The 22,389-nt window shown below is 63.4% G+C and carries 30 protein-coding genes; 23 read left to right on the forward strand and 7 right to left on the reverse strand.

What is annotated here, in order from left to right:
* Position 1: 1 nt before the first annotated feature.
* The 14 genes from rpmC to map all read left to right on the forward strand — a co-directional run bounded on the left by rpmC (position 2) and on the right by map (position 8,263).
* Positions 2–331: a 50S ribosomal protein L29 gene (rpmC, locus tag FBY30_RS21190; RefSeq protein ID WP_018769136.1), complete on the forward strand. Its 330-nt coding sequence runs from the start codon at positions 2–4 to the stop codon at positions 329–331.
* Complete coding sequence (gene rpsQ / locus FBY30_RS12160) at positions 328–633, forward strand: 30S ribosomal protein S17 (RefSeq protein ID WP_043454607.1); 306 nt, start codon at positions 328–330, stop codon at positions 631–633. The genes rpmC and rpsQ overlap by 4 nt, the downstream gene beginning before the upstream one ends.
* Before the next feature lie 485 nt (positions 634–1,118).
* On the forward strand, positions 1,119–1,487 hold the full coding sequence (gene rplN / locus FBY30_RS12165; protein WP_003803789.1) for a 50S ribosomal protein L14: 369 nt from the start codon (positions 1,119–1,121) through the stop codon (positions 1,485–1,487).
* 3 nt (positions 1,488–1,490) lie between these two features.
* The gene (gene rplX / locus FBY30_RS12170) at positions 1,491–1,853 is read left to right on the forward strand and encodes a 50S ribosomal protein L24 (protein WP_110541324.1); all 363 of its coding nucleotides are present in this window, start codon (positions 1,491–1,493) and stop codon (positions 1,851–1,853) included.
* Positions 1,853–2,434 (forward strand): 50S ribosomal protein L5, encoded by a 582-nt coding sequence (gene rplE / locus FBY30_RS12175; RefSeq protein WP_142133089.1) that lies wholly within the window; start codon positions 1,853–1,855, stop codon positions 2,432–2,434. The genes rplX and rplE overlap by 1 nt, the downstream gene beginning before the upstream one ends.
* 82 nt (positions 2,435–2,516) lie before the next feature.
* A complete protein-coding gene (rpsH, locus tag FBY30_RS12180) occupies positions 2,517–2,915 on the forward strand; it encodes a 30S ribosomal protein S8 (RefSeq protein WP_018769139.1) in 399 nt (132 codons plus the stop codon).
* Between the two features lie 18 nt (positions 2,916–2,933).
* On the forward strand, positions 2,934–3,470 hold the full coding sequence (gene rplF / locus FBY30_RS12185; protein WP_142133090.1) for a 50S ribosomal protein L6: 537 nt from the start codon (positions 2,934–2,936) through the stop codon (positions 3,468–3,470).
* Positions 3,471–3,472: 2 nt separating this feature from the next.
* Positions 3,473–3,856: a 50S ribosomal protein L18 gene (rplR, locus tag FBY30_RS12190; RefSeq protein ID WP_141159771.1), complete on the forward strand. Its 384-nt coding sequence runs from the start codon at positions 3,473–3,475 to the stop codon at positions 3,854–3,856.
* Positions 3,853–4,569: a 30S ribosomal protein S5 gene (gene rpsE, locus FBY30_RS12195; protein ID WP_142133091.1), complete on the forward strand. Its 717-nt coding sequence runs from the start codon at positions 3,853–3,855 to the stop codon at positions 4,567–4,569. The genes rplR and rpsE overlap by 4 nt, the downstream gene beginning before the upstream one ends.
* Before the next feature lie 2 nt (positions 4,570–4,571).
* Positions 4,572–4,778, forward strand: coding sequence for a 50S ribosomal protein L30 (gene rpmD, locus FBY30_RS12200; RefSeq protein WP_009358731.1), 207 nt, complete (start codon positions 4,572–4,574; stop codon positions 4,776–4,778).
* Positions 4,779–5,264 (forward strand): 50S ribosomal protein L15, encoded by a 486-nt coding sequence (rplO, locus tag FBY30_RS12205; RefSeq protein WP_013601817.1) that lies wholly within the window; start codon positions 4,779–4,781, stop codon positions 5,262–5,264.
* Positions 5,265–5,474: 210 nt separating this feature from the next.
* Positions 5,475–6,785, forward strand: coding sequence for a preprotein translocase subunit SecY (gene secY, locus FBY30_RS12210; protein WP_142133092.1), 1,311 nt, complete (start codon positions 5,475–5,477; stop codon positions 6,783–6,785).
* Positions 6,786–6,790: 5 nt separating this feature from the next.
* A complete protein-coding gene (locus FBY30_RS12215; RefSeq protein WP_200830681.1) occupies positions 6,791–7,360 on the forward strand; it encodes an adenylate kinase in 570 nt (189 codons plus the stop codon).
* Positions 7,361–7,435: 75 nt separating this feature from the next.
* Positions 7,436–8,263 (forward strand): type I methionyl aminopeptidase, encoded by an 828-nt coding sequence (gene map / locus FBY30_RS12220; protein ID WP_142133094.1) that lies wholly within the window; start codon positions 7,436–7,438, stop codon positions 8,261–8,263.
* Between the two features lie 95 nt (positions 8,264–8,358).
* Here the strand turns inward: map and FBY30_RS12225 are convergent, their stop codons facing one another.
* From FBY30_RS12225 to FBY30_RS12235, 3 genes are all read right to left on the reverse strand, one after another.
* Positions 8,359–9,708 carry an ABC transporter substrate-binding protein gene (locus FBY30_RS12225; protein WP_142133095.1) on the reverse strand — a complete coding sequence of 450 codons (1,350 nt, stop codon included), beginning with the start codon at positions 9,706–9,708 and terminating at the stop codon, positions 8,359–8,361.
* 73 nt (positions 9,709–9,781) lie between these two features.
* Entirely contained in the window at positions 9,782–10,702 is a 921-nt protein-coding gene (locus FBY30_RS12230; protein ID WP_142133096.1) for a carbohydrate ABC transporter permease, read from the reverse strand.
* Entirely contained in the window at positions 10,699–11,658 is a 960-nt protein-coding gene (locus tag FBY30_RS12235) for a carbohydrate ABC transporter permease (protein WP_200830682.1), read from the reverse strand. Before FBY30_RS12235 ends, FBY30_RS12230 begins: the two co-directional genes overlap by 4 nt.
* A gap of 217 nt (positions 11,659–11,875) precedes the next feature.
* Here FBY30_RS12235 and FBY30_RS12240 point away from each other — a divergent pair, with 217 nt between their 5' ends.
* The 8 genes from FBY30_RS12240 (at position 11,876) to truA (ending at position 17,241) form a co-directional block, all read left to right on the forward strand.
* Positions 11,876–12,931, forward strand: coding sequence for a P1 family peptidase (locus FBY30_RS12240; protein WP_142133098.1), 1,056 nt, complete (start codon positions 11,876–11,878; stop codon positions 12,929–12,931).
* 171 nt (positions 12,932–13,102) lie between these two features.
* Complete coding sequence (infA, locus tag FBY30_RS12245; RefSeq protein WP_009358723.1) at positions 13,103–13,324, forward strand: translation initiation factor IF-1; 222 nt, start codon at positions 13,103–13,105, stop codon at positions 13,322–13,324.
* 72 nt (positions 13,325–13,396) lie between these two features.
* Entirely contained in the window at positions 13,397–13,510 is a 114-nt protein-coding gene (rpmJ, locus tag FBY30_RS12250; RefSeq protein ID WP_009358722.1) for a 50S ribosomal protein L36, read from the forward strand.
* A 184-nt stretch (positions 13,511–13,694) separates the two neighbouring features.
* Positions 13,695–14,069, forward strand: coding sequence for a 30S ribosomal protein S13 (rpsM, locus tag FBY30_RS12255; protein WP_003803743.1), 375 nt, complete (start codon positions 13,695–13,697; stop codon positions 14,067–14,069).
* 56 nt (positions 14,070–14,125) lie between these two features.
* The gene (rpsK, locus tag FBY30_RS12260; protein ID WP_009358720.1) at positions 14,126–14,527 is read left to right on the forward strand and encodes a 30S ribosomal protein S11; all 402 of its coding nucleotides are present in this window, start codon (positions 14,126–14,128) and stop codon (positions 14,525–14,527) included.
* Positions 14,528–14,657: 130 nt separating this feature from the next.
* On the forward strand, positions 14,658–15,668 hold the full coding sequence (locus FBY30_RS12265) for a DNA-directed RNA polymerase subunit alpha (protein WP_013601812.1): 1,011 nt from the start codon (positions 14,658–14,660) through the stop codon (positions 15,666–15,668).
* A 68-nt stretch (positions 15,669–15,736) separates the two neighbouring features.
* A complete protein-coding gene (gene rplQ, locus FBY30_RS12270) occupies positions 15,737–16,315 on the forward strand; it encodes a 50S ribosomal protein L17 (protein ID WP_142133099.1) in 579 nt (192 codons plus the stop codon).
* A gap of 32 nt (positions 16,316–16,347) precedes the next feature.
* Entirely contained in the window at positions 16,348–17,241 is an 894-nt protein-coding gene (gene truA / locus FBY30_RS12275) for a tRNA pseudouridine(38-40) synthase TruA (RefSeq protein WP_142133100.1), read from the forward strand.
* Here the strand turns inward: truA and FBY30_RS12280 are convergent, their stop codons facing one another.
* Positions 17,242–18,909 (reverse strand): sensor histidine kinase, encoded by a 1,668-nt coding sequence (locus FBY30_RS12280; protein ID WP_142133101.1) that lies wholly within the window; start codon positions 18,907–18,909, stop codon positions 17,242–17,244.
* A 254-nt stretch (positions 18,910–19,163) separates the two neighbouring features.
* Here FBY30_RS12280 and FBY30_RS12285 point away from each other — a divergent pair, with 254 nt between their 5' ends.
* The gene (locus FBY30_RS12285) at positions 19,164–19,943 is read left to right on the forward strand and encodes a response regulator transcription factor (RefSeq protein ID WP_142133102.1); all 780 of its coding nucleotides are present in this window, start codon (positions 19,164–19,166) and stop codon (positions 19,941–19,943) included.
* A gap of 38 nt (positions 19,944–19,981) precedes the next feature.
* Here FBY30_RS12285 and FBY30_RS12290 read toward each other — a convergent pair whose 3' ends face one another.
* From FBY30_RS12290 to FBY30_RS12300, 3 genes are all read right to left on the reverse strand, one after another.
* Positions 19,982–20,464, reverse strand: coding sequence for an Hpt domain-containing protein (locus tag FBY30_RS12290; protein WP_142133103.1), 483 nt, complete (start codon positions 20,462–20,464; stop codon positions 19,982–19,984).
* A gap of 94 nt (positions 20,465–20,558) precedes the next feature.
* The gene (locus FBY30_RS12295; protein WP_142133104.1) at positions 20,559–21,443 is read right to left on the reverse strand and encodes a type II secretion system F family protein; all 885 of its coding nucleotides are present in this window, start codon (positions 21,441–21,443) and stop codon (positions 20,559–20,561) included.
* A 7-nt stretch (positions 21,444–21,450) separates the two neighbouring features.
* Positions 21,451–22,383: a type II secretion system F family protein gene (locus tag FBY30_RS12300; protein ID WP_142133105.1), complete on the reverse strand. Its 933-nt coding sequence runs from the start codon at positions 22,381–22,383 to the stop codon at positions 21,451–21,453.
* Positions 22,384–22,389 lie beyond the last annotated feature (6 nt).

Genomic DNA, 22,389 nt, shown 5'->3' on the forward strand with positions numbered 1-22,389 from the left:
AATGGCAGTAGGATCCAAGGATCTGGCTCCCGCACAGCTGGACGGTTTCGACAACGAGCGTCTCGTTGAAGAACTCCGTAAGGCCAAGGAAGAGCTGTTCAACCTGCGTTTCCAGTCCGCCACCGGTCAGCTGGAGAACCACGGTCGCCTGCGTGCGGTAAAGAAGGACATCGCCCGCATCTACACCGTTCTCCGCGAACGCGAGCTGGGCATTCGTGCCGAGGTTGCCGCACCGGTTGTGGAAGCCAAGGAAGAGAAGAAGTCCAAGAAGGCTTCAACCAAGAAGGCCGATAAGGCTGAAAAGGCTGAGACCGAGGAGGACGCCAAGTGAGTGAAAAGGACCAGAACGTGACCGAAACTGCTACCGAAGCCAAGGCTGGGCAGCGCGGTTACCGCAAGACCCGTCGCGGCTACGTGGTCTCCGACAAGATGGAAAAGACCATCGTTGTCGAGGTTGAAGACCGCGTGAAGCACGCACTGTACGGCAAGGTCATCCGCCGCACCTCCAAGGTCAAGGCACACGACGAAGAGAACACCGCCGGCATCGGCGACCTCGTTGTCATCGCCGAGACCCGTCCGCTGTCCGCCACCAAGAACTGGCGGCTCGTGGAAATCCTCGAGAAGGCCAAGTAGCCCCTGCTGCTTAGCTGAGGCCCCTGCTCCTTACGGAGTGGGGGCCTCCTCGTTTTAACGCGAGTGTCACGCCAGGCGCCTTTTCGCCTCAGCGGACGACGGCGGGACCTGGTCTGGCAGGGGAGTGGCACCCCGGGTGCGCCGAGAGGCTGCCCTGCGTGACGCCGTCGTACGTTCTTCCTGCTTGCGGCAGCAGGGACACCGGTGATATGGGAACTGGCGGAAAACGTGCTAGGATATTGAGTTTGTATGGCGCCTTTCGCGTGCCATCATCAACCTCGTAAACAAGCGTGCCACAGCATAGTGCCCCTGTGCGCCCGGGATTCGTCCCGGACCGGGTGGGAGCAACTGCTTCTGGCACGGGCGTTTAGGCCTGGCCTGGCAAAATCCAGGCAGGTCAAGAGACACCCCGATCAACCGTTCCGCAAGGCTCATTCCGTAGCAAGATCACGGCCTGAGAACCGGCGCGACGCAAGGAGTAAATAGTGATTCAGCAGGAGTCGCGACTGAAGGTCGCCGACAACACGGGTGCTAAGGAAATCCTTACCATTCGCGTTCTCGGTGGATCCGGCCGTCGCTACGCAGGCATCGGTGACGTCATTGTCGCCACCGTCAAGGACGCAATCCCTGGCGGCAACGTAAAGAAGGGCGATGTGGTCAAGGCCGTCATCGTCCGTACCAAGAAGGAACGCCGCCGTGCGGATGGTTCCTACATCAAGTTTGACGAGAACGCAGCTGTGATCCTGAAGAACGACGGTGACCCCCGCGGTACCCGTATCTTCGGACCGGTTGGTCGTGAACTGCGTGACAAGAAGTTCATGAAGATCGTTTCTCTGGCTCCGGAGGTGCTCTAGTCCATGGCTGCAAAGATCAAGAAGGGTGACCTGGTTCAGGTCATCACTGGCGCCAAGGCTGAGCGCGGCGGCGACCGCGGCAAGCAGGGCAAGGTTCTGCGCGTATTCACCGACACCAACCGCGTGCTGGTTGAGGGCGTCAACCGCGTCACCAAGCACACCCGTGTTGGACAGTCGCAGCGCGGCACCAAGACCGGCGGCATCGAGGTTGTAGAGGCCCCGATCCACATTTCCAACGTGGCCCTGGTTGACCCGTCGACCAAGAAGCCGACCCGCGTGGGCTTCCGCCTCGACACTGTGGAGAAGAACGGTGTCAAGAAGACCGTCCGTATCCGCGTGTCCAAGAGCTCCGGGAAGGACATCTAATGACTGAGACTCTCGAGACTCCGGCAACGAAGATCGTTCCTCGTCTGAAGACCAAGTACGCCGAAACCATCAAGGGCCAGCTCCAGGATGAGTTCAAGTACCAGAACGTGAACCAGGTACCCCGCCTGGTGAAGGTTGTTGTGAACATGGGTGTTGGAGATGCCGCCAAGGACTCCAAGCTGATCGACGGGGCTGTCCGCGACCTCACCCAGATCACCGGCCAGAAGCCGCAGGTTACCAAGGCCCGCAAGTCGATCGCACAGTTCAAGCTGCGCGAAGGCATGCCCATCGGTGCCCACGCAACCCTGCGTGGCGACCGCATGTGGGAATTCGTGGACCGTCTGGTCAGCCTGGCACTGCCCCGTATCCGCGACTTCCGCGGCCTCAGCGGCAAGCAGTTCGATGGCAATGGCAACTACACCTTCGGTCTGACCGAGCAGGTTATGTTCCACGAAATCGACCAGGACAAGATCGACCGCGTCCGCGGTATGGACATCACGGTTGTGACCACCGCCAAGACCGACGACGAAGGCCGCGCGCTGCTCAAGGCGCTTGGTTTCCCGTTCAAAACCGAAGCTTAATTAACTACGTAAAAGGTCCGGCCGCTGCGCCCCGCAAGGGACGGAACGGCGGAAACCGTTACGAGGAAGGGCATGAGCCCACATGACAATGACAGATCCTGTCGCAGATATGCTTACGCGCCTGCGTAACGCAAACTCGGCATACCACGACTCCGTGTCTATGCCTTACAGCAAGCTCAAGGCACGCGTTGCCGACATCCTCAAGGCCGAAGGTTTCATCGCCGGCTGGAAGGAAGAGGACGCTGAGGTTGGCAAGAAGCTGACCCTCGAACTCAAGTTCGGTCCGAACCGCGAGCGTTCCATCGCCGGTGTTCGCCGCATCTCCAAGCCGGGTCTCCGCGTTTACGCGAAGTCCACCAACCTGCCTCACGTGCTGGGTGGCCTGGGTATCGCAATCCTGTCCACCTCTTCCGGCCTCCTGACTGACAAGCAGGCCGGCAAGAAGGGCGTGGGCGGCGAAGTCCTCGCGTACGTCTGGTAACGGGAAAGGAAGAGAATAATGTCACGTATTGGACGTCTCCCCATCACCGTTCCTGCCGGCGTTGAGGTCAAGGTTGACGGCTCTGTCGTCAGCGTCAAGGGTTCCAAGGGGGAGCTGACCCACACTGTGGCCAGCCCCATCGAGGTTGCCCTGGACGAGAACACCCTGACCGTCACCCGCCCGAACGACGAGCGCGCCTCCCGTTCACTCCACGGCCTGACCCGCACCCTGATCGCCAACATGATCCAGGGCGTCACCGCAGGCTACGAGAAGAAGCTTGAAATCGTCGGTACCGGTTACCGCGTTCAGGCCAAGGGATCTGACCTTGAGTTCGCTCTTGGCTACAGCCACCCGGTCAGCGTTTCGGCTCCGGCCGGCATCACCTTTGCAGTAGAGGGACCGACCAAGCTCTCTGTCTCAGGTATCAACAAGCAGCAGGTCGGCGAGGTCGCTGCCAACATTCGCAAGCTGCGGAAGCCGGACCCCTACAAGGGCAAGGGCATCCGTTACGCCGGCGAAGTCATCCGCCGCAAGGTCGGAAAGGCTGGTAAGTAACCATGGCCATCTCCATTAACAAGAAGCGTACGAACAAGAGCAAGGCTGCTGGTCGCAGCCGCCGCCAGCTTCGTATCCGCAAGCGCATTTCCGGTACGGCTGCCCGCCCCCGCCTGGTGGTCAACCGCTCCGCACGCCACGTATTTGTCCAGGTTGTCGATGACACCATTGGCCAGACCGTAGCAAGCGCGTCCACTCTGGAAGCTGACCTTCGTGCATTCGACGGTGACAAGACTGCCAAGGCCAAGCGCGTCGGCGAGCTCGTTGCTGAACGTGCCAAGGCTGCCGGCGTCGAGGCTGTTGTCTTCGACCGTGGTGGTAACAAGTACCACGGCCGGATTGCCGCCGTCGCTGACGGCGCACGCGAAGGTGGGCTGTCACTGTGACCGAAGCAAACAAGGAAAAGGACACTGTGTCTGCAGATCAGAAGGCCCCCGAAGCCGCAGCTGCTGAGACCACTGCCCCCGCTGCCGACGACCGCCGTGGTGGCGCCCGTCGTGGCGAGCGTGGAGACCGTGGCCAGGGCCGCGGCGACCGCGGTGGCCGTGGTGGCCGCGACGGTGGCCGCGAAGCCGAAAAGAACCAGTTCGTAGAGCGCGTTGTCACCATCAACCGCGTTTCCAAGGTCGTCAAGGGTGGTCGTCGCTTCAGCTTCACCGCACTGGTCGTCGTTGGTGACGGTAACGGCATGGTCGGCGTGGGCTACGGCAAGGCCAAGGAAGTTCCCGCTGCTATCGCCAAGGGCGTTGAAGAGGCCAAGAAGTCCTTCTTCCGCGTTCCGCGCGTTGGCAACACCATCCCGCACCGCGTTCAGGGTGAAGCCGCCGCCGGCGTCGTCATGCTGCGTCCGGCTTCCGCCGGTACCGGTGTTATCGCCGGTGGTCCGGTCCGTGCAGTACTGGAGTGCGTGGGCATCCACGACATCCTCTCCAAGTCGCTCGGTTCCTCCAACGCCATCAACATCGTTCACGCGACCGTTGATGCCCTGAAGCGCCTCGAAGAGCCGGCAGCAGTGGCAGCACGCCGCGGCCTGCCGCTGGACGAGGTTGCTCCCCAGGCACTGGTGAAGGCCCTCCTGGCTCCGAAGGCAGGTGTTTAGTCATGGCTAAGAACCTGGTCCCTTCCGACGCCCAGTTGGAAATCACTCAGATCAAGTCCGCTATTGGCGGCAAGCAGAACCAGCGCGACACCCTGCGGTCCCTCGGCCTGAAGCGGATCGGACACACCGTTGTCCGCACCGCCGATGCCGTGACCGTTGGAATGCTCAACACGGTTCCGCACCTGGTAAAGGTAGAGGAGGCGAAGTAAATGGCAGAGAACACTGCTGATAAGGCCCAGGCTGCTGAGAAGCAGAACGCCCTGAAGGTTCACCACCTGCGTCCCGCCCCGGGTGCCAAGACCGCCAAGACCCGTGTTGGTCGTGGTGAGGCATCCAAGGGTAAGACCGCCGGCCGCGGTACCAAGGGTACGGCTGCCCGCTACCAGGTGAAGGCTGGCTTTGCCGGCGGCCAGCTGCCGCTGCACATGCGCCTGCCCAAGCTGCGTGGCTTCAAGAACCCGTTCCGGGTTGAGTTCCAGGTTGTAAACCTGGACAAGCTCAACGAGCTGTTCCCGGAAGGTGGCGCAGTCACCGTGGAGAACCTGGTCGAAAAGGGTGCCGTTCGCAAGAACCAGCCCGTCAAGGTGCTTGGCACCGGCGACATCACCGTCAAGGTCGACGTCACCGCCCACGCATTCTCGGCCAGCGCCGCTGAAAAGATCGCTGCAGCCGGCGGAAGCACCACCGCCCTGTAAGGGACGGCGCCAGCTGTTGAACTCCCGGTATCCGTGGGCTTTGGCCCCGGATGCCGGGAGTTTTCCATATCCGCCGGGCGAAATTTTCCCGCCATCCGGCGCATGGGCGCTGCCGCGGATTGTTCGCAGGGCGCATCCAACCGTTAGACTCGGTTGTCGGGATTTATCAAATTCCGCCACCCCACCCTTATTGACACCACAGGAGGACGCTTGCTTAGCGCATTTGGCCGGGCCTTTCGTACGCCTGATCTGCGACGCAAGTTGTTGTTCACGCTGGCAATCATCACTATCTTCCGCTTGGGTGCCTTCATCCCCTCGCCAGGTGTGAACTACCAGAATGTCCAGCAATGCTTGCAAAGCGGTAAGACCGCCGGCGGGTTGTACCAGCTCGTTAACCTCTTCAGCGGCGGCGCGTTGCTCCAGGTGTCCATCTTCGCCCTGGGCATCATGCCTTACATCACGGCGAGCATCATCGTGCAGCTGCTCCGGGTGGTCATTCCCCGGTTCCAGCAGCTCTACGAAGAGGGCGCGTCGGGCCAGTCCAAGCTGACCCAGTACACCCGCTACCTCACCATCGCCCTTGGCCTGCTCAATGCCACCACCCTGGTATCCCTGGCCCGTTCAGGGCAGTTGCTGCCCGGTTGCCAGCTGCCGGTGATCCCGGACTCCAGCATCATCACCACCATCCTGATCATCATCACGCTGACGGCCGGTACCGGCCTCATCATGTGGATGGGCGAGCTCGTCACGGAGAAGGGCGTGGGCAACGGCATGTCGCTGCTCATCTTCACCTCCATCGCCGCGCAGTTCCCCACCTCGCTGGGCGCCATCTGGACCTCCCAGGGTCCCGGGACCTTCTTCATCGTCCTCGCCGTGGGCCTGCTCACCGTTGCGCTGGTGGTCTTCGTGGAACAGTCCCAGCGCCGCATCCCCGTGCAGTACGCCAAGCGCATGATCGGGCGGCGCACCGTGGGCGGCACCAGCACCTACATTCCCATCAAGGTGAACATGGCCGGTGTCATTCCGGTGATCTTCGCTTCCTCCATGCTCTACATTCCCGGGTTGATCGCACAGTTCAACCAGCCCCGGAACGGTGAGCCCATCCAGCCGTGGGTTGAGTGGATCAACAACAACCTGACCCGTGGCGACCACCCGATCTATATGGCGGTTTACTTCGTCCTGATCGTGTTCTTCACCTACTTCTACGTCGCGATTACCTTCAACCCTGAAGAAGTCTCGGACAACATGAAGAAGTACGGCGGCTTCATTCCAGGTATCCGCGCCGGCAGGCCGACCGCTGATTACCTGCAGTACGTGCTCTCACGGATCACCCTGCCCGGCGCCCTCTACCTGGGCTTCGTGGCACTGATTCCGCTGGTGGCACTGGTACTGATCAACGCAAACCAGAACTTCCCGTTCGGTGGCACCTCGATCCTGATCATGGTGGGCGTTGGTTTGGAGACCGTAAAGCAGATTGATGCGCAGCTACAACAACGTCACTACGAAGGGCTTTTGCGATGACGAGAATGCTGATTATTGGACCTCCCGGTTCCGGAAAAGGAACGCAGGCGGAGCGGATTTCAGAACGCCTCGGCGTTGTGGCCATCTCCACCGGCGACATCTTCCGTGCCAACGTGAAGGGCGAAACCCCGCTTGGCCTTGAAGCCAAGAAGTTCATGGACAACGGTGACTTCGTTCCGGACAGCGTGACCAACAAGATGGTCCGAGACCGCCTCGGCGAGTCCGACGTGGACAACGGCTTCCTCCTGGACGGCTACCCGCGCACCACCGCGCAGGTGGATTACCTTGACGAGATCCTCGCCGACGGCGACGAGAAGCTCGACGTGGTCCTCCAGCTGACCGCCGACGACGAGGAACTGGTGCACCGCCTCCTGGGCCGGGCCAAGGAAACGGGCCGGAGCGACGACAACGAAGCCGTCATCCGCCACCGCCTGGACCTCTACCACGAGCAGACCGAAGCTGTGGTGTCGAAGTACGCCGAGCGCGGCATCCTCACCCAGGTCGACGGGATCGGTCCCATCGACGAAGTCACCAACCGCGTAATGCAGGCCATCAAGGCAGCACAGGCAGCCTGACCAAAGGCGGCCCCGGTTTTATCGAGGCTCCTCCCGGCATCCGGGAGGAGCCTCAGCCATTTGAAAGGAAACACCATGGCCTTCGGCCAGCCCCGCATCGAATACAAGAACAACGCCCAGATGCGCACCATGCACGAGGCAGGCCTGGTCCTCAGCCGTGCACTGGACGCCGCCGTTGCCGCCGCGGTGCCGGGGGTCACCACCAAGCACCTGGACGACGTCTTCGCCGCCGTCCTCAACGAGGCAGGCGCCAAGTCCAACTTCCTGGGCTACCACGGCTTCCCGGCCACCATCTGCACCTCCGTGAATGAGGAAGTAGTGCACGGCATTCCGGGCAGCCGGGTCCTGCAGGACGGGGACATCATCTCCATCGACGGCGGGGCGATCGTCAACGGCTGGCACTCGGACTCCGCGCGCACGGTGATCGTGGGTACCGCGGACCCGGCGGACCAGCGGCTCTCCGACATCACCCACGCCGCAATGTGGCGCGGGATCGCCGCGCTGGCCACCGGCTCCCACGTGGGCGATATCGGCGCGGCGATTGATGACTTCGTTTCGACTGTTCCCGGCAAGCCGTTGGGCATCCTGGAGGACTACGTGGGCCACGGCATCGGCTCCGAGATGCACATGGCCCCGGATGTCCTGAACTACCGCACCAACCACCGCGGCCCCAAGATCAAGCCGGGCCTCTGCCTCGCCATCGAGCCCATGCTGGTCCGCGGCGGCATCGAAACCGCTGTGCTGGAAGATGACTGGACAGTGGTGACCACTGACGGCAAGCGGTCCTGCCAGTGGGAGCATTCCGTGGCGGTGCACGAGAAGGGCATCTGGGTGCTTTCAGCGCCCGACGGCGGTGCGGAGTACCTGGCGCCTCTCGGCGTCACCCCGGTGCCGATCCCGTAACCGACGCGCGCGTTTGCCGGCGACGCGGAAAAGCCCTGGCGACCCCCAAATGCAGGGGTCGCCAGGGCTTTTGCGTGTCGAACTGGTTGCGACGGCTATGACTTCAGCTTCGGCTTCACGTCGCGGTCGTAGATGCTCTGCAGGGTGTTCTTCAGGTCCGTCATGGTGGACTTCACGTCGCCCTGCTGGGTGAGGATCTTCGCTGCTGCCTTGGCCATCTCCTGGTCGGCGCCGGGCAGGAACACGCGGGCGTTGTCCTGGACCTTGGTGACGGCGAGCTGGTCCACTGCAGTCTTGATCTGCGGGGTCTTGGCCAGGACCGCACTCATGTCCGCCGACTTCCGGGTGGGCATGTAGCCGGTGGCGGCAGAGAACTCAACGGTGCTCTCCGGCTGGGTGACAAAATCGAGGAACATTCCGGCGGCGAGCTGTTCCTCCTTGGTGATCCCGCTGGGGATGCCCAGGCCCGCGCCGCCCGTGGGGCAGACATTGGTTGTGGCCTTGGGGCCACCCGGCAGGAAGCCGACGCCCACGTTGAACTTGGCCGACTTCAGGATCCCCAGCAGCGAGCCGGTGGAGGCGATGGTGGCGGAGGTCAGCCCGGCCGAGAAATCGTCCGCGGCTTCCTTGGAGGAGACGCCGGCCCACTTGTCTTTGTAGATCGAATCCTGGGCCCACTGCAGGGCGGCCACGGATTCGGCGGAGTCGCAGGTGATGTCCCACTCCTTGGACCAGCCGCCACCCCAGCCCCACAGCATGTTCTGCAGCGTCCAGCCCGCATACCCTGCCAGGGCCGGGTAGATGTAGGCGTACTGCGCGCCGGACGCGGCCTTCAGCTTCGGTGCCCACTGGCCGAATTCGTCCCAGGTCTTGGGTGCGCGGTCCGGAAGCCCGGCAGCGGCAAAGTGGTCCTTGTTGTAGTAGAACAGCGGGGTTGAGCGGCCGTAGGGGAGCGCCCACTGCTTGCCGTCGTACTTGTAGTCGTTGACCAGGGACTGCTGGAAATCGTCCATCTTCATGTTCAGCTGCTTGGTGAGGCTGTCCACGGGGATGATGCTGCCGTTGGTGTAGTAACGGAACCACCAGACGTCAGAGAGGACCACCACGCCCGGAAGGCCCGACTTGGCCGCCTGCGCCGTCTGGAACTTCTGCGCGATTTCCTCGTAGTTGGCGCCGGCTGTCACCAGGTTGACGGTGATGCCGGGGTTCTTGGCCTGGAATTTCTCGATCAGGCTCTTTTCCACGTCCTGCGACTGCCCGGGGTGGCTGGACCAGAAGTCGATCTTGGCCGCCGGCTTTACACCGTTGAAGTCGATGTCCGCCGCCTGGGAGGTGGCCTGTCCGCCGCCGGTGGTTGATGGTCCGCCGCACGCGGCCAGGGCAGCGGCAGAGGCGGTTACCCCTGCCAGGCCCAGGAAATGCCTCCGGTCCAGATGAAGTGTCATGACAGTTCCTTTCGGTTGTTGCCTTTGAGAATGTGAAAGTCGAGGGTTGAGAAGTACGACGGCGGCCTGCAGCTCAACCGGTCACGCTTCCTTGGGTGAGGCCCGCGACGATGTATCGCTGCAGGGCCGCGAAGATGATCAGGATGGGGACGATGACCAGGACCGCGCCGGCCATGAGGACGCCCCAGCCGGCGGCGTTGCTCTCGTTGTTCTGCAGCAGCGTCAGCCCCACGGGAAGCGTCATGGTTTCCGGACGGTCCGTGATGATGAGCGGCCAGATGTAGTCGTTCCATTCGGTCACGATCGTCACCAGCGCCACGGTGGCGATGGACGGCACCGAGACCGGGACCACGATCTGCCACAGCCGGCGCCAGTGGCCGGCGCCGTCCATCTCGGCTGACTCAAGGATCGAATTCGGCAAGGTGCGGAAGTGCTGGCGCAGCAGGAATGTGCCGAACGCAGTGCCCAGGCCGGGAAGGATGATGCCCCACAGCGTGTTCTTCCCGCCTATTCCGGCGATCAGGATGAAGTTAGGCAGGATGGACACCTGCGGCGGCACCATGAGGGCCACCAGGATCAGCAGGAAGATGAAGTTCCGGAAGGGAAAGCGGACAAAGACCAGGGCGTACGCCGTGAGGATCGCCAGGATCACCTTGATGGTGGCTCCGGCCAGGGTGACGATGGTGCTGTTCAGGAAGAACTGCCCAAACGGGACCGTGGTCATGGCAGTCCGGTAGTTCTCCAGGTTGAGGCTCTCCGGCAGGATCTTCAGGTCCGTGGTGACGATTTCGCCGGACTGTTTGAAGGAGCTCAACACCATCCACAGCAGCGGCAGGAAGACCACCAGCGTTGCGATGAGCAGGGGCAGGTAGCCGCCCACCACCGTCTGGATCAGGTTGCGGCGCGAGAAAGGGCGGTCGCGCCGGAGGTCCTGTTCGGGGCCGGCAACGGCAGGGGCAGCGGGGTCCGGGCTGACCGGTGATAGGGAGGTCACGAGTAGTGCACCTTTCGTTCCACGAACCGCAGCTGCAGCACGGTGATGACCAGGAGGATGGCGAACAGCACCACGGAAATGGCTGCCGAGTAGCCGGCCCTGTTGTACGCGCCGAAGGCCTGCAGGTAGGCCTCGTAGATCAGCGTGCTGGTGCCGGTGCCCAGCGGTGTCATGATCCTGATCAGGTCGAAGGCCTGCAGGGAGCTGAGCATGGTGGTGATCAGGAGGAAGAACGTGGTGGGGGACAGCAGCGGCAGTGAGATGCTCATGAAGCGCCGGAATCCGTTGGCACCGTCAAGGGAGGCGGCCTCCATGACCTCCGTGGGGAGGGACTGCAGCCCGGCCAGGTACACCACGGCGCAGTAGCCCAGGTTCTTCCAGACGTAGACCAGGATCACCATGACCAGTGAGAGCTGGGGATCATTAATCCACTGCGGGCTCTGCTGCCCGATGCCCCGCAGCAGCCAGGCCAGGACGCCGTAGCCGGGGTCGAAGATGAACAGCCACACCAGGCCCACGCCGACGCCGGAAAGCACATAGGGCGCAAAGACAGCGGAGCGGGCGAACGTGGTGCCGCGGACCTTCGCGTTCAGCGCCAGTGCCACCAGCAGGCCCAGCAGCATGGATCCGCCCACCGTGACCAGGGTGAACACCGCAGTGGTGCCCAGGACCTTCGGCGCATCGTTGCTGCCGAAGAAGGTGGCGTAGTTGGTAAGGCCCACCACCGTGGCGGTGGGGGAGCCCAGGGTCCAGTCCAGCGTCGAGTAGTACATGTTGCTGAACAGCGGACGGTAGGTGAAGACGGCGATCAGCACCAGGTTGGGCAATGCCATGGCAAGGAAAACGAAGAAGTCGCGGCGGGTCCTTGCGGTCCACCTGCGTTTTGGTACTTTCGCGGAACTCCCCGGGGGCCTCTTGGGTTTGGCGGAGGGGTGCGGGGCGAGTTGACGGGTCATGCGTTGTCTCTCCCGGGTTGGGGAGCCTGCTCGTGGCCGGCCCTGGCTTGATCTAGGGACTACTACACCAGACCGTCAGGGGGCTGAAACCCGCATATGCCCTTGTCAGGGGACTGTTATCCAAGGCTTCGTCGCCCGTTAACGCTGTGTTGAATGCAGTCTTGCATAAAGTTCGCCGATGCGGCAGGGGCGCGCCAGCGGAGGGGACAATAGGGGCATGGGAACCATTGCCGACGTGCCGGAAATCCGGGTGGGCCACGTCCAAAAGGACGGTGGTGGCTGGCTGACTGGTGTCACAGTGGTCCTGCCGCCACCGGGCACCGTGGGATCGGTTGACGTCCAGGGCGGCGGGCCCGCCACCCACGAAACAGACGCCCTTGACCCCACCACGCTCGTCAGCCGCGTCGATGCGGTGGTGCTCACCGGTGGCAGCGCCTACGGGCTGGCCTCCGTGGCCGGAGCGCAGCGCTGGTGCGAGGAAAGCAGCCGCGGCTTCGCTGTCCCCGGGGCAGTGGTGCCCATTGTCCCCGCCGCCGCCATCTTCGACCTGGGCAGGGGAGGCGACTTCTCCGCACGCCCGACGCCGGACATGGGCTACGCGGCAGCCGCCGCGGCCGCCGCACAAAAGGAAGGGCACGACGTCGAACGCGGCAACGTGGGCGCCGGCACCGGGGCACTCATCGGCAGGGGGCAATATAAAGGGGGAGTAGGCACAGCCTCCATCACGCTGGAAAACGGGGTGGTGGTAGGAGCAATCGCCGTAGTTAACGCACTCGGGCTCCCGTTCGGCACGACGGCCCAGCTGACGGAGCCCGGCAGCGTGCGTCTAAGCAGGGGCCACGACGGCGGGGTTCCCACGCCGAGCTTGCGAGGCGAGGGGGCCGGTGGGGAGGAACGAGCGAGCACGCCGAGGGCTTCGGCTGATGGGTCGGAAGCCAGCCACGGCGCCCCCCTCAACACCACCCTGGTCGTCGTCGCCACCAATGCGGTCTTGGACGTTGCCGAGTGCAAGCGGACGGCCTCTGCTTCGCATGCCGGGATTGCCCGTGCTTTGAACCCGAGCCACACCCTGGCCGACGGGGACACTGTTTTCTGCCTGGCTACCGGTGCCGTGGCACTTGATCGATCGGACGAAGCTGCCCGGCAGCTGAGCCTTATGACACTGCAAAGCGCGGCAGCCGACGTCGTACGTTTGGCCATCCTTGACGGCGTGGCCAGCGCCGAAACCGTTAGCACCCCCGCGGGTGAATATGGTGCGTACCGCTACGCGTAGGCTACTATGGCCGATTTAACTTTTACCGGCTGACGGGGTAGTGTTGTTTGTTGGTTGTCTGGACTGCCACGCCCTTTTGGGCCTGGAGACGGCAATCGATCCAACAAAAACGTTCGTGGTCATGCCCGGTGCAATCCGGCGGGGCTGCGGCAACAACAGTTAGCGGAGGGTATGGCCAAGAAGGACGGGGTCATTGAGATCGAAGGCGTTGTGACCGAGGCGCTGCCTAACGCGATGTTTCGCGTTGAGCTCACCAACAAGCACATCGTTCTGGCACACATCTCTGGAAAGATGCGTCAGCACTACATCCGAATCCTCCCTGAGGACCGCGTAGTGGTGGAGCTGAGCCCGTACGACCTCACCCGTGGTCGTATCGTCTACCGCTACAAGTAAATTGCTGGGCGGCGTCAGGACAAAACTGGCCGCCGCTCCAGTTGACCAAACTGCTACACGCAAAGGAATGCCATGAAGGTCAAGCCGAGCGTCAAGCAGATCTGCGAAAAGTGCAAAGTGATCCGCCGTAATGGCCGGGTCATGGTGATCTGCGAGAACCCGCGCCACAAGCAGCGCCAGGGCTAATTTCCTTCCCTGAAGGAAATCCTGGGTTGCTAACCCACGCAAGTAAATAAAGGCAGCACAAGCTGATCTGGAACATTGAGCTCGAAAGAGTCCGGACAGCTAACCCCCGGTCGGAGGCTGGGGCCGCACGGATTGTGCGGGTGTACTGCCTACGACCTCCGGTTTATCAAGGAGTACTGCCACTATGGCTCGTCTCGCTGGCGTAGACATTCCCCGCGAAAAGCGGCTGGAAATTGCGCTTACTTACATCTACGGCGTGGGCAAGACCCGTGCACACGAAACCCTGGCTGCCACGGGCATCAGCGCTGACGTTCGCGTCAAGGACCTGACTGACGCCCAGCTGGTTGAGCTGCGTGACTACATTGAAGGCAACTACAAGGTTGAGGGTGACCTTCGCCGCGAAGTAGCAGCAGATATCCGCCGCAAGGTTGAAATCGGCAGCTACGAAGGCCTGCGCCACCGCAAGGGCCTGCCCGTACGCGGTCAGCGTACGAAGACCAACGCACGTACCCGCAAGGGCCCGAAGCGTACCGTCGCCGGCAAGAAGAAGGCCCGCTAAATCCCGGCCGGGATTTTAGCTGGAGCTTTCCCCAATAACTTTCTGTAGGAGAAAAAATGCCCCCGAAGACTCGTGGCGCGGTTCGCAAGCCGCGTAAGAAGGACAAGAAGAATATCGCGCTTGGCCAGGCGCACATCAAGAGCACCTTTAACAACACCATCGTTTCCATCACGGATCCGACCGGCGCTGTTATTTCCTGGGCTTCCTCCGGTGAGGTTGGCTTCAAGGGCTCGCGTAAGTCCACCCCGTTCGCTGCCCAGATGGCTGCCGAAGCCGCTGCCAAGCGTGCGCAGGAGCACGGCATGCGCAAGGTAGACGTTTTCGTCAAGGGACCGGGTTCCGGACGCGAGACGGCCATCCGTTCGCTGCAGGCCGCAGGCCTCGAGGTTGGCTCCATCCAGGACGTCACCCCCGCAGCCCACAACGGCTGCCGCCCGCCGAAGCGCCGCCGCGTCTAATTCTTTTCCGCAGCAGGAGCTTGCCCGGACCAGCGATGGTCCGGGCAAGCCCAGCGCGTTAAGTCTTCAGACCGAATTTCCACCACCTGTGTTGCGTCATATAGCGGATGCTCGCCGAAAGGAAACCTAAGTGCTCATTGCACAGCGCCCCACCCTCTCCGAAGAGGTCGTCTCCGAAAACCGTTCGCGTTTCATCATTGAACCGCTGGAACCGGGCTTCGGCTACACCCTCGGAAACTCCCTCCGCCGTACCCTGCTCTCCTCCATCCCCGGTGCTGCCGTAACCAGCATCCGGATCGATGGTGTGCTGCACGAGTTCACCACGGTTCCGGGTGTCAAGGAAGATGTCACCGAGATCATCCTTAACATCAAGAGCCTGTCGGTTTCCTCCGAGCACGACGAGCCTGTCGTGGCTTACCTGCGCAAGCAGGGCCCCGGAGTCGTCACCGCCGCGGACATCGCTCCGCCGGCCGGCGTCGAATTCCACAACCCGGATCTGCACATCGCCACGCTGAACTCGAAGGGCAAGTTCGAACTCGAACTGACCATCGAGCGCGGCCGCGGCTACGTTTCGGCAGCTCAGAACAAGTCCGGCGACGCTGAGATCGGCCGCATCCCGGTCGACTCCATCTACTCGCCGGTGCTGAAGGTTACTTTCCGCGTGGAAGCAACCCGTGTTGAGCAGCGCACCGACTTCGACAAGCTGATTGTCGACGTCGAGACCAAGCAGGCCATCGCCCCGCGCGATGCCGTTGCTTCCGCAGGAACCACCCTGGTGGAACTGTTCGGTCTGGCCCGTGAGCTGAACACCGCAGCTGAAGGTATCGAGATCGGCCCGTCGCCCACCGACGCTGCCCTGGCAGCCGACATGGCACTGCCGATCGAGGATCTGGACCTCACCGTCCGTTCCTACAACTGCCTCAAGCGTGAGGGCATCCACACCGTGGGTGAACTCGTTGCCCGCTCCGAGGCTGACCTGATGGACATCCGCAACTTCGGTGCAAAGTCCATTGACGAGGTCAAGGCAAAGCTGGTTGAACTGGGCCTGTCCCTCAAGGACTCGCCTCCCGGTTTTGACCTCGCAGCACGCGCCGCAGCAATCGAAGAGGACGACGCCGCGTTCGGCGACGACGAACTCTAAACCAGACCTTGGCCGGCGGGCAGCACCATGGTGTGCCGCCCACGGCTTCCACATGAGGAGAAACAATTATGCCTACCCCCACTAAGGGTCCGCGCCTCGGCGGCGGCCCGGCTCACGAGCGCCTCATGCTCGCGAACCTGGCAGCATCCCTGTTCGAGCACAAGCGGATCACCACCACGGTGACCAAGGCCAAGCGCCTGAAGCCGTACGCAGAGCGCCTGGTCACCTTCGCCAAGCGTGGCGACCTCGCTTCCCGCCGCCGCGTGCTCGGCCTGATCAGCAACAAGGGCGTCGTCCACGAGCTGTTCACCGACATCGCGCAGGCTGTGGAGAACCGCGACGGCGGCTACACCCGCATCACCAAGATCGGCAACCGCAAGGGCGACAACGCTCCCATGGCTGTCATCGAACTGGTCCTTGAGCCTGTTTCCGCCAAGCAGGCCGTTGTAGCCGAGGCTACCCGGGCTGCTGCCAAGGCTGCTCCGGCTGCCGAGGAAGCTCCGGTTGAAGAGGCTGCTGTTGAAGAGGCTCCGGCCGCTGAGGAAGCTGCTGAGGCACCTGCTGCTGAAGAAGCTGCAACCGAAGAGGCTCCGGCCGCTGAGGAAGCTGCCGAGGCTCCCGCAGCCGAGGAGAAGGACGCGAAGTAATTCGCTGATTTCCTTCGCATAGACTTAGGTCTGTGAACCACCAAGAACCCGCGGCCCCCGTTTCAGGGGGCGGCGGGTTTTTGCGTATCCGGCTTGATCTTTCGTACGACGGCGGCCCATTCAGCGGGTGGGCCGTGCAGCCGGGACTGCGGACTGTCCAGGGCGTCCTGGAGGAGGCCATTGAGCTTTTGGTACGCCGCCAGGTTCGGGTCACCGTTGCGGGACGGACCGACGCCGGCGTCCACGCCCGCGGGCAGGTAGTGCACCTGGACCTCACCGAAGCCGAGTGGCTGGGACTGCCGCGCGGGCATGAGCTGGATCCCGCCGTCGCCATGCTGCGTAGGCTCCGCGGGGCACTGAACCGGGCCCTCGGCGACCTCCATGGGGCGGTGGAGGTTCACGCCATTGCCTTGGCACCCGAGGGTTTCGACGCCCGCTTTTCCGCCCTCTGGCGGCGCTACAGCTACCGGATCGCCGACGGTCCAGCCTTATGGGACCCGTTGGAGCGGTACTTCACGCTGTGGCACAAGAATCCGCTGGACGTCTCGCTGCTGAATGAGGGCGCTACCCAGCTGCTGGGCCTGCAGAACTTCCTGTCCTTCTGCAAGCCGCGCGAGGGCGCCACCACCATCCGTGAACTGCAGCGCTTCGAGTTCCGCCGCGGCGAGGACGGCGTCATTGTGGCCACGGTCCAGGCGGACGCGTTCTGCCACAACATGGTCCGCGCCCTCATCGGCTCTGCACTGTACGTGGGGGAGGGCGCTGTGCCACCGGGCTGGCTGCATGAGCGGCTGCTGCTGCAGAAGCGGGACGCCAAGTCGGTCCTTGCCGCGCCGCATCCGCTGGTGCTGGAGGAAGTGGCCTACCCCTCTGACAGCGAACTGCTGTCCCGCGCTGAACAGACACGGGCCGTCCGGGAGTACTGACTAGAACGCCGGGGGCGGGCCCTCTGCCGGCAGCGTCACCGTGAAGGTGCTGCCCTGGCCCTCGCCGCTCTCGCACATGATGCTGCCACCGTGCCGTTCCACGATCATGCGGGTGATGGAAAGCCCCAGTCCTGCCCCGGGGATGTCCGCCTTCTGGGCGGATTCTGCGCGGAAGAAGCGGTTGAAAGCCTTGGCGGCGTCCTCATGGGACATGCCCATCCCAGTGTCCGTGACGCTCAACCGCACCCACTGCCGGTCCGCCTGCGCGCTGATGCTGACGGTACCGCCGTCGGGACTGTATTTGATGGCGTTGGACACCAGATTGTCCAGCACCTGCCCGATCCGCAGCGGATCCGCGTAGGCCCACAGGGGTGACGGGACATCGGCGGCGATCTCCACGTGGGACCGAAGGGCCAAAGCCTGGGCGGAACCCAGGCTGGTCTCCACCAGGCTGGCCAGGTCGGTCCGCTTGGGGTGTACGTTCAGGGTGGTGGAGGCGGAAGCGGTCAAGTCGGCCACCAGGTCCAGCAGCCGTTCAGCGTTGCGTTGCACCACCAGCAGGCGCTTGGTCACGTGCGGGGGCAGGTCATCGGAGTCTTCCAGCACCAGGTCCACGTTGCCCAGGATCGAGTTGAGCGGGGTCTTGAATTCGTGCGAAACATTGGAGATGAGTTCCTGGTTGGCCGCCAGCGATTCCACCCAGCCGGTGACGTCGCTGTAGACCACCACGGCACCGGTGAGCCGGCCGTCCTCGCTGACCAACGGGCGGGCAGCGGTGGACACGGCACGCTGCTCCGGTCCCTCGCCGGCCCACACAAGGTAATCGGCGAAGGACTCACCAGCCATGGCCCGGCTGATGGGCCTGCGGTCCCGCGGAAGCAGGGTACGGCGGTCTTGCCCAAAGATCAGTTGATGCCCCTGCCCGGGAATGGCTTCGTCAGCCCCGGTAGCGCGCCGGAAGTTGCGCTGACGGCTGTTGGACACCAGGAAATGGCCGGCACGGTCGACGGCGGCAATACCGACGTCGGTGGCGTCCAGCACGGTTTCCAGCAGCTTCTCCCGTTCCCGGCTTGCGGCCAGCAGGTCCCGGAGTTCGCGGTCCTTGTCCGCCAGTTCGGCCTGCTGTTGCCGGAGGCTCACGCTGGCGAAGCGGATGGCCAGGGACACGGCGAGCATCATGACGGGAAAGAGGACGGCGCTGGTGATGTCGGAGGCAGTAACTGCAGGGAAGTGGGCAGCTACCGAAGGAAGCATGATGAGCAGCGGCCCCAGGAAGCTGAGCACCAGGCTGCTGCGGGCCAGCATGCCGGAGGCGGAGAGCCAAATGACCGGAAACACCACCAACACCGCAAGCCCCGGCAAGAGGGGTGCCGCGCCGTTGCGGAGGAAACCGATGGCGGCGAAATCCAGGACGGGAATCAGCAGGTAGGGGCGGTGTGCCAGCCGTTCCCAGGGGACCAGGAAGCAGCCAAGGAACAGGATTGCGTGCAGGACAATTCCGGCCACGTACAGGGGGCTGTGCGTGAGCGAGGGCCACGCGAAGGGTGTGGCTACCGCAATGGCAGCCACGAGGAGGGTGAGGGGGAGTTGGCACAACGCCACTTGGGCACGGGTTCCCAGCCGGCGGAAGATGCGGCCGGGTCCACGGTGGAACAACGGCTCAGCCATGTTTCTGACTCGTACCCCTTCACATTTGGAAAGCAGGTGTCGCCAAGGTCTATCAATTTCCCCCAGTTACCTTGGGCAACCACCCTTTCCCGTGGATATTGCACATGTCTTGTCATAATAATTGACTTTTCAATTTCCGGCGCCGTTACGGGTGTCATCAGTCGGGCTTACTAGTAGCGTATAAATGGTTGGAGCGGGATTGGCATTGGCGCTGGGCCAATGGGGGGCCATCTTCGCCTGGCGCAGGGATAGCAATGGACGATCTTGGTGTAGCTGTAGTAATCGAGGACGACGCCGATGTGCGTAACCTCCTGGAAGGTGTATTGACCCAGGCGGGCTTCGAGGTGCATTCAGCAGTGGATGGGCGGACCGGGGTTGACGTAGTCCGCAGCAAGCAAGCGAATGTCGTGACGCTCGATATTGGCCTGCCGGATATTGACGGGTTTGAGGTTTTGCGGCGGATCCGGAATTTCAGCAACGCATATGTGGTGATGCTGACCGGCCGCACGGAGGAACCGGACCTGCTGTCGGCACTTAATGCGGGCGCGGACGACTACATCGCCAAACCCTTCAGGCCCAGGGAACTCCGGGCGCGGGTGGCGGCAATGATGCGCAGGCCCCGGCATGAGGCGGACGGGCAGAACCCTTCCACGTCCTGGGGCCAGGCCCCGGCTCCTGCCGCCCATGCAGAGCCCGGAGTCCTGCAGCACAACGGACTCCTACTGAACCATCGGACGCGCACTGTGGAAATCAAAGGCCAGCCGTTGGGACTGACCCGCAGTGAGTTCGACCTGCTCCACGTGCTGCTGAAGGGCGGCGGTGCCGTGTGCACCAGGGCTGACCTGGTGCGGGCCGTGCGGGGCGAGTTTTACGACCGGGAAACGTACATCAGCGAAGCGGACGAGCGCGCCGTGGAGGTCCACGTGGGAAACCTGCGGCGCAAGCTCAAGGAGGACCAGCTGTCGCCACGCTGGCTGCAGACGGTCCGCGGTGTCGGCTACCGGTTGGCGCCGCGGCGTCCTGACGACGCCTAGCAGCGATCCTCAGGGTGCTGACTCCTGGAACTGAGGGGTCAGCCCTTTTCCAGGATGTAGGTTTCCTGCAGCTCGGACACCGTGCGTGCCCCGTCCAGGGCCACGCCGGCCATCATGGCTTGGCCCTGGGCAAAATCGCCCTGCCGGATCAGGCCTTCCAGGAGTTCGGCGAGCCTGGCCAGCCTGACGCCGCCCACCATGGCGGAGCTGATCTTGAGGCTGATGACGGCGTCCAGGGCGGAGTCTTCATCCTGGCTGTCCACGGCTGTTCCCAGCCGGGTTAGCCGCAGGTCCCACATGGCGGCGTAGTCGCGGGCGAAGCGCTGGGCCAGTCCGGTACCGGCCAGTTCCTCTTCAAGCTCGTCCAGGACTGCAGTATCAATCAGTGGCAAAAGATTCGCCGCCTCGAGCGAAGGCCCCACGCTGGGAGCGGGAACGGCAGGAGCAGGTAGAGCGACCCCGGGCAGCGGGGAGTCCGCAGCGGGGCTCTTTCCGCTGGAACCGGGACCGGTACTGTGCATTGTTCAAGGCTACTTCCTGGAAATCCGTCGTTGGCCTATTTGTCATCATTCTGTGTAAACCTTGAGGCAAACTTGCCGTCGCCCTGCGGAGGCGCTACTGCCCGCTGAAGGTCATCACCGTATTGATCACGGCCGGTCCCAGAATGGCGATGAAGAGGACCGGGAAGATAAAGAACAGCAGCGGGAAAAGGATCATGACGGGCAGCTTCATGGCCTTTTCCTCGGCGCGCTGGCGCCGCTTGACCCGCATGACCTTGGCCTGGACGCGCAGTACCCGGCTGATAGCGATGCCGTACGTATCGGCCTGCACCACGGCCTGCACAAAGCTGCGCAGCTCAGGAATATTGGTCCGCTCGGCCAGGGCGATGTAGGACTCCCTGCGGCTGCGTCCCACCTGCATGTCCTGCAGGGTGCGGACCAGTTCCTCCGCGAGCGGGCCCTTGCCGTTCTCGCCGGCGCGGGCCATGGCACCTTCGAAACCAAGTCCGGCTTCCACGGAGATGAGCATCTGGTCCAGGGTGTTGGCCAGCTCCAGCTGCATCGCCTTTTGCCGCTCCTGGCCCTTGCTGTAGAGGAGGAGGTCAGGGATGAAGTATCCGAGGACCACGACGAAGAGCCCGGCGAGTTTCATCATCGGTGAGCTGCCGATGGAGGTCAGATAGAGGCCAGCCGCAGTACCGGCCACGCCAAGGCCGATCTTCGATCCCAGCACCTTCCCCAGCGGCATGGAGGCAGGCCGGCCGGCGAGGGACAAGAGCCTGTCCAGGAACGCGACGTAGGCCGGGGGAGTGAGGCGTCGGCCCAGGGCTTCCAGGCGTGCCGGTGTTCCGGTTGGAGCAACAGCTACAGCCGGTGCGCCGCGGGAGAGCAATTCGGTGACAGCCACGCGCCCCTGCTTGTCCACGGTCAGGACGGACCAGGCCAGCGCCGCCACCGGGACACAGACCAGCAGGACGGAGAGGAGAACTATCAGGTTCATGGTGTCCTCAGAACTTCAGGTCGATGATCTTGCGCATCCACAGCGCGCCGATGGTCATCAGGACAAACGAGGCGCCGATCATCACCCAGCCCAGGGGATGGGTGAACATCGGGTTCATGTAGCTCGGGCTCACGGCGAGCAGCATGGCCACGATGCCGAACGGCATGGCGATCAGGATGTACGCGGAGAACTTGCCTTCCGCGGCAAGGGCCTTGATGTGCCCCTTGATCTCCGCGCGCTCGCGGATGGTCTCGTTGACCTGGTCCAGCACCTCGGCCAGGTTGCCGCCTACCTCGCGGTTGATCTGGATGGCCTGGGAGATCCAGATGAAGTCCTCGTTCTTCATCCGGTCGGCGGTGTCGTTCAGGGCCGCGAGCAGGTCACGGCCCAAGCTGGTTTCGGTGATCACCCGCCGCATCTCCTCCGACGTCGGCTTCTGGGACTCAGCCGCCGCCGCGTCGATGGCGCGCAGGATACTGTGACCGGCCCGGAGACCGCCGGAGAGCAGCTGCAGCGTGTCGCCCAGCTGCCCATCGAAGGCGGTGCGGCGTTTGCCGGCCAGGAAGCCCAGGACCAGTTTGCCCACGAACGGAGCCAGCAGGGCAAGCAGCAGTCCCACCAGGGGACCCACGGTCACGGTGCCCACCAGCATCCCAACGCAGGCGCCGATGCCTACCAGCAGGAAGAATTCGGCCTGGCTGAGGCGCAGGCCGGCGTTCTCCAGTTCCGCGCGGGAGAAGAGCTTAACGTTCCGCCCCGCGAGCAGCCGTTCGAAGGACTTGACGCCGGACAGGGCCAGGCGGGAGAGGGAGGACGGCGGCTCGGGCTCAAACGGACGACGGCGGTCCAGCGGCACCGAGGGCGCGCTCGGCAGGAGCACGGCCACCCCGAGCAGGACGATGGCTGACAGGAGGATGACGCTTCCGATGGCGATGATCATGGCTCA

The organism is Arthrobacter sp. SLBN-83 (assembly GCF_006715285.1).
Classification (GTDB): domain Bacteria; phylum Actinomycetota; class Actinomycetes; order Actinomycetales; family Micrococcaceae; genus Arthrobacter.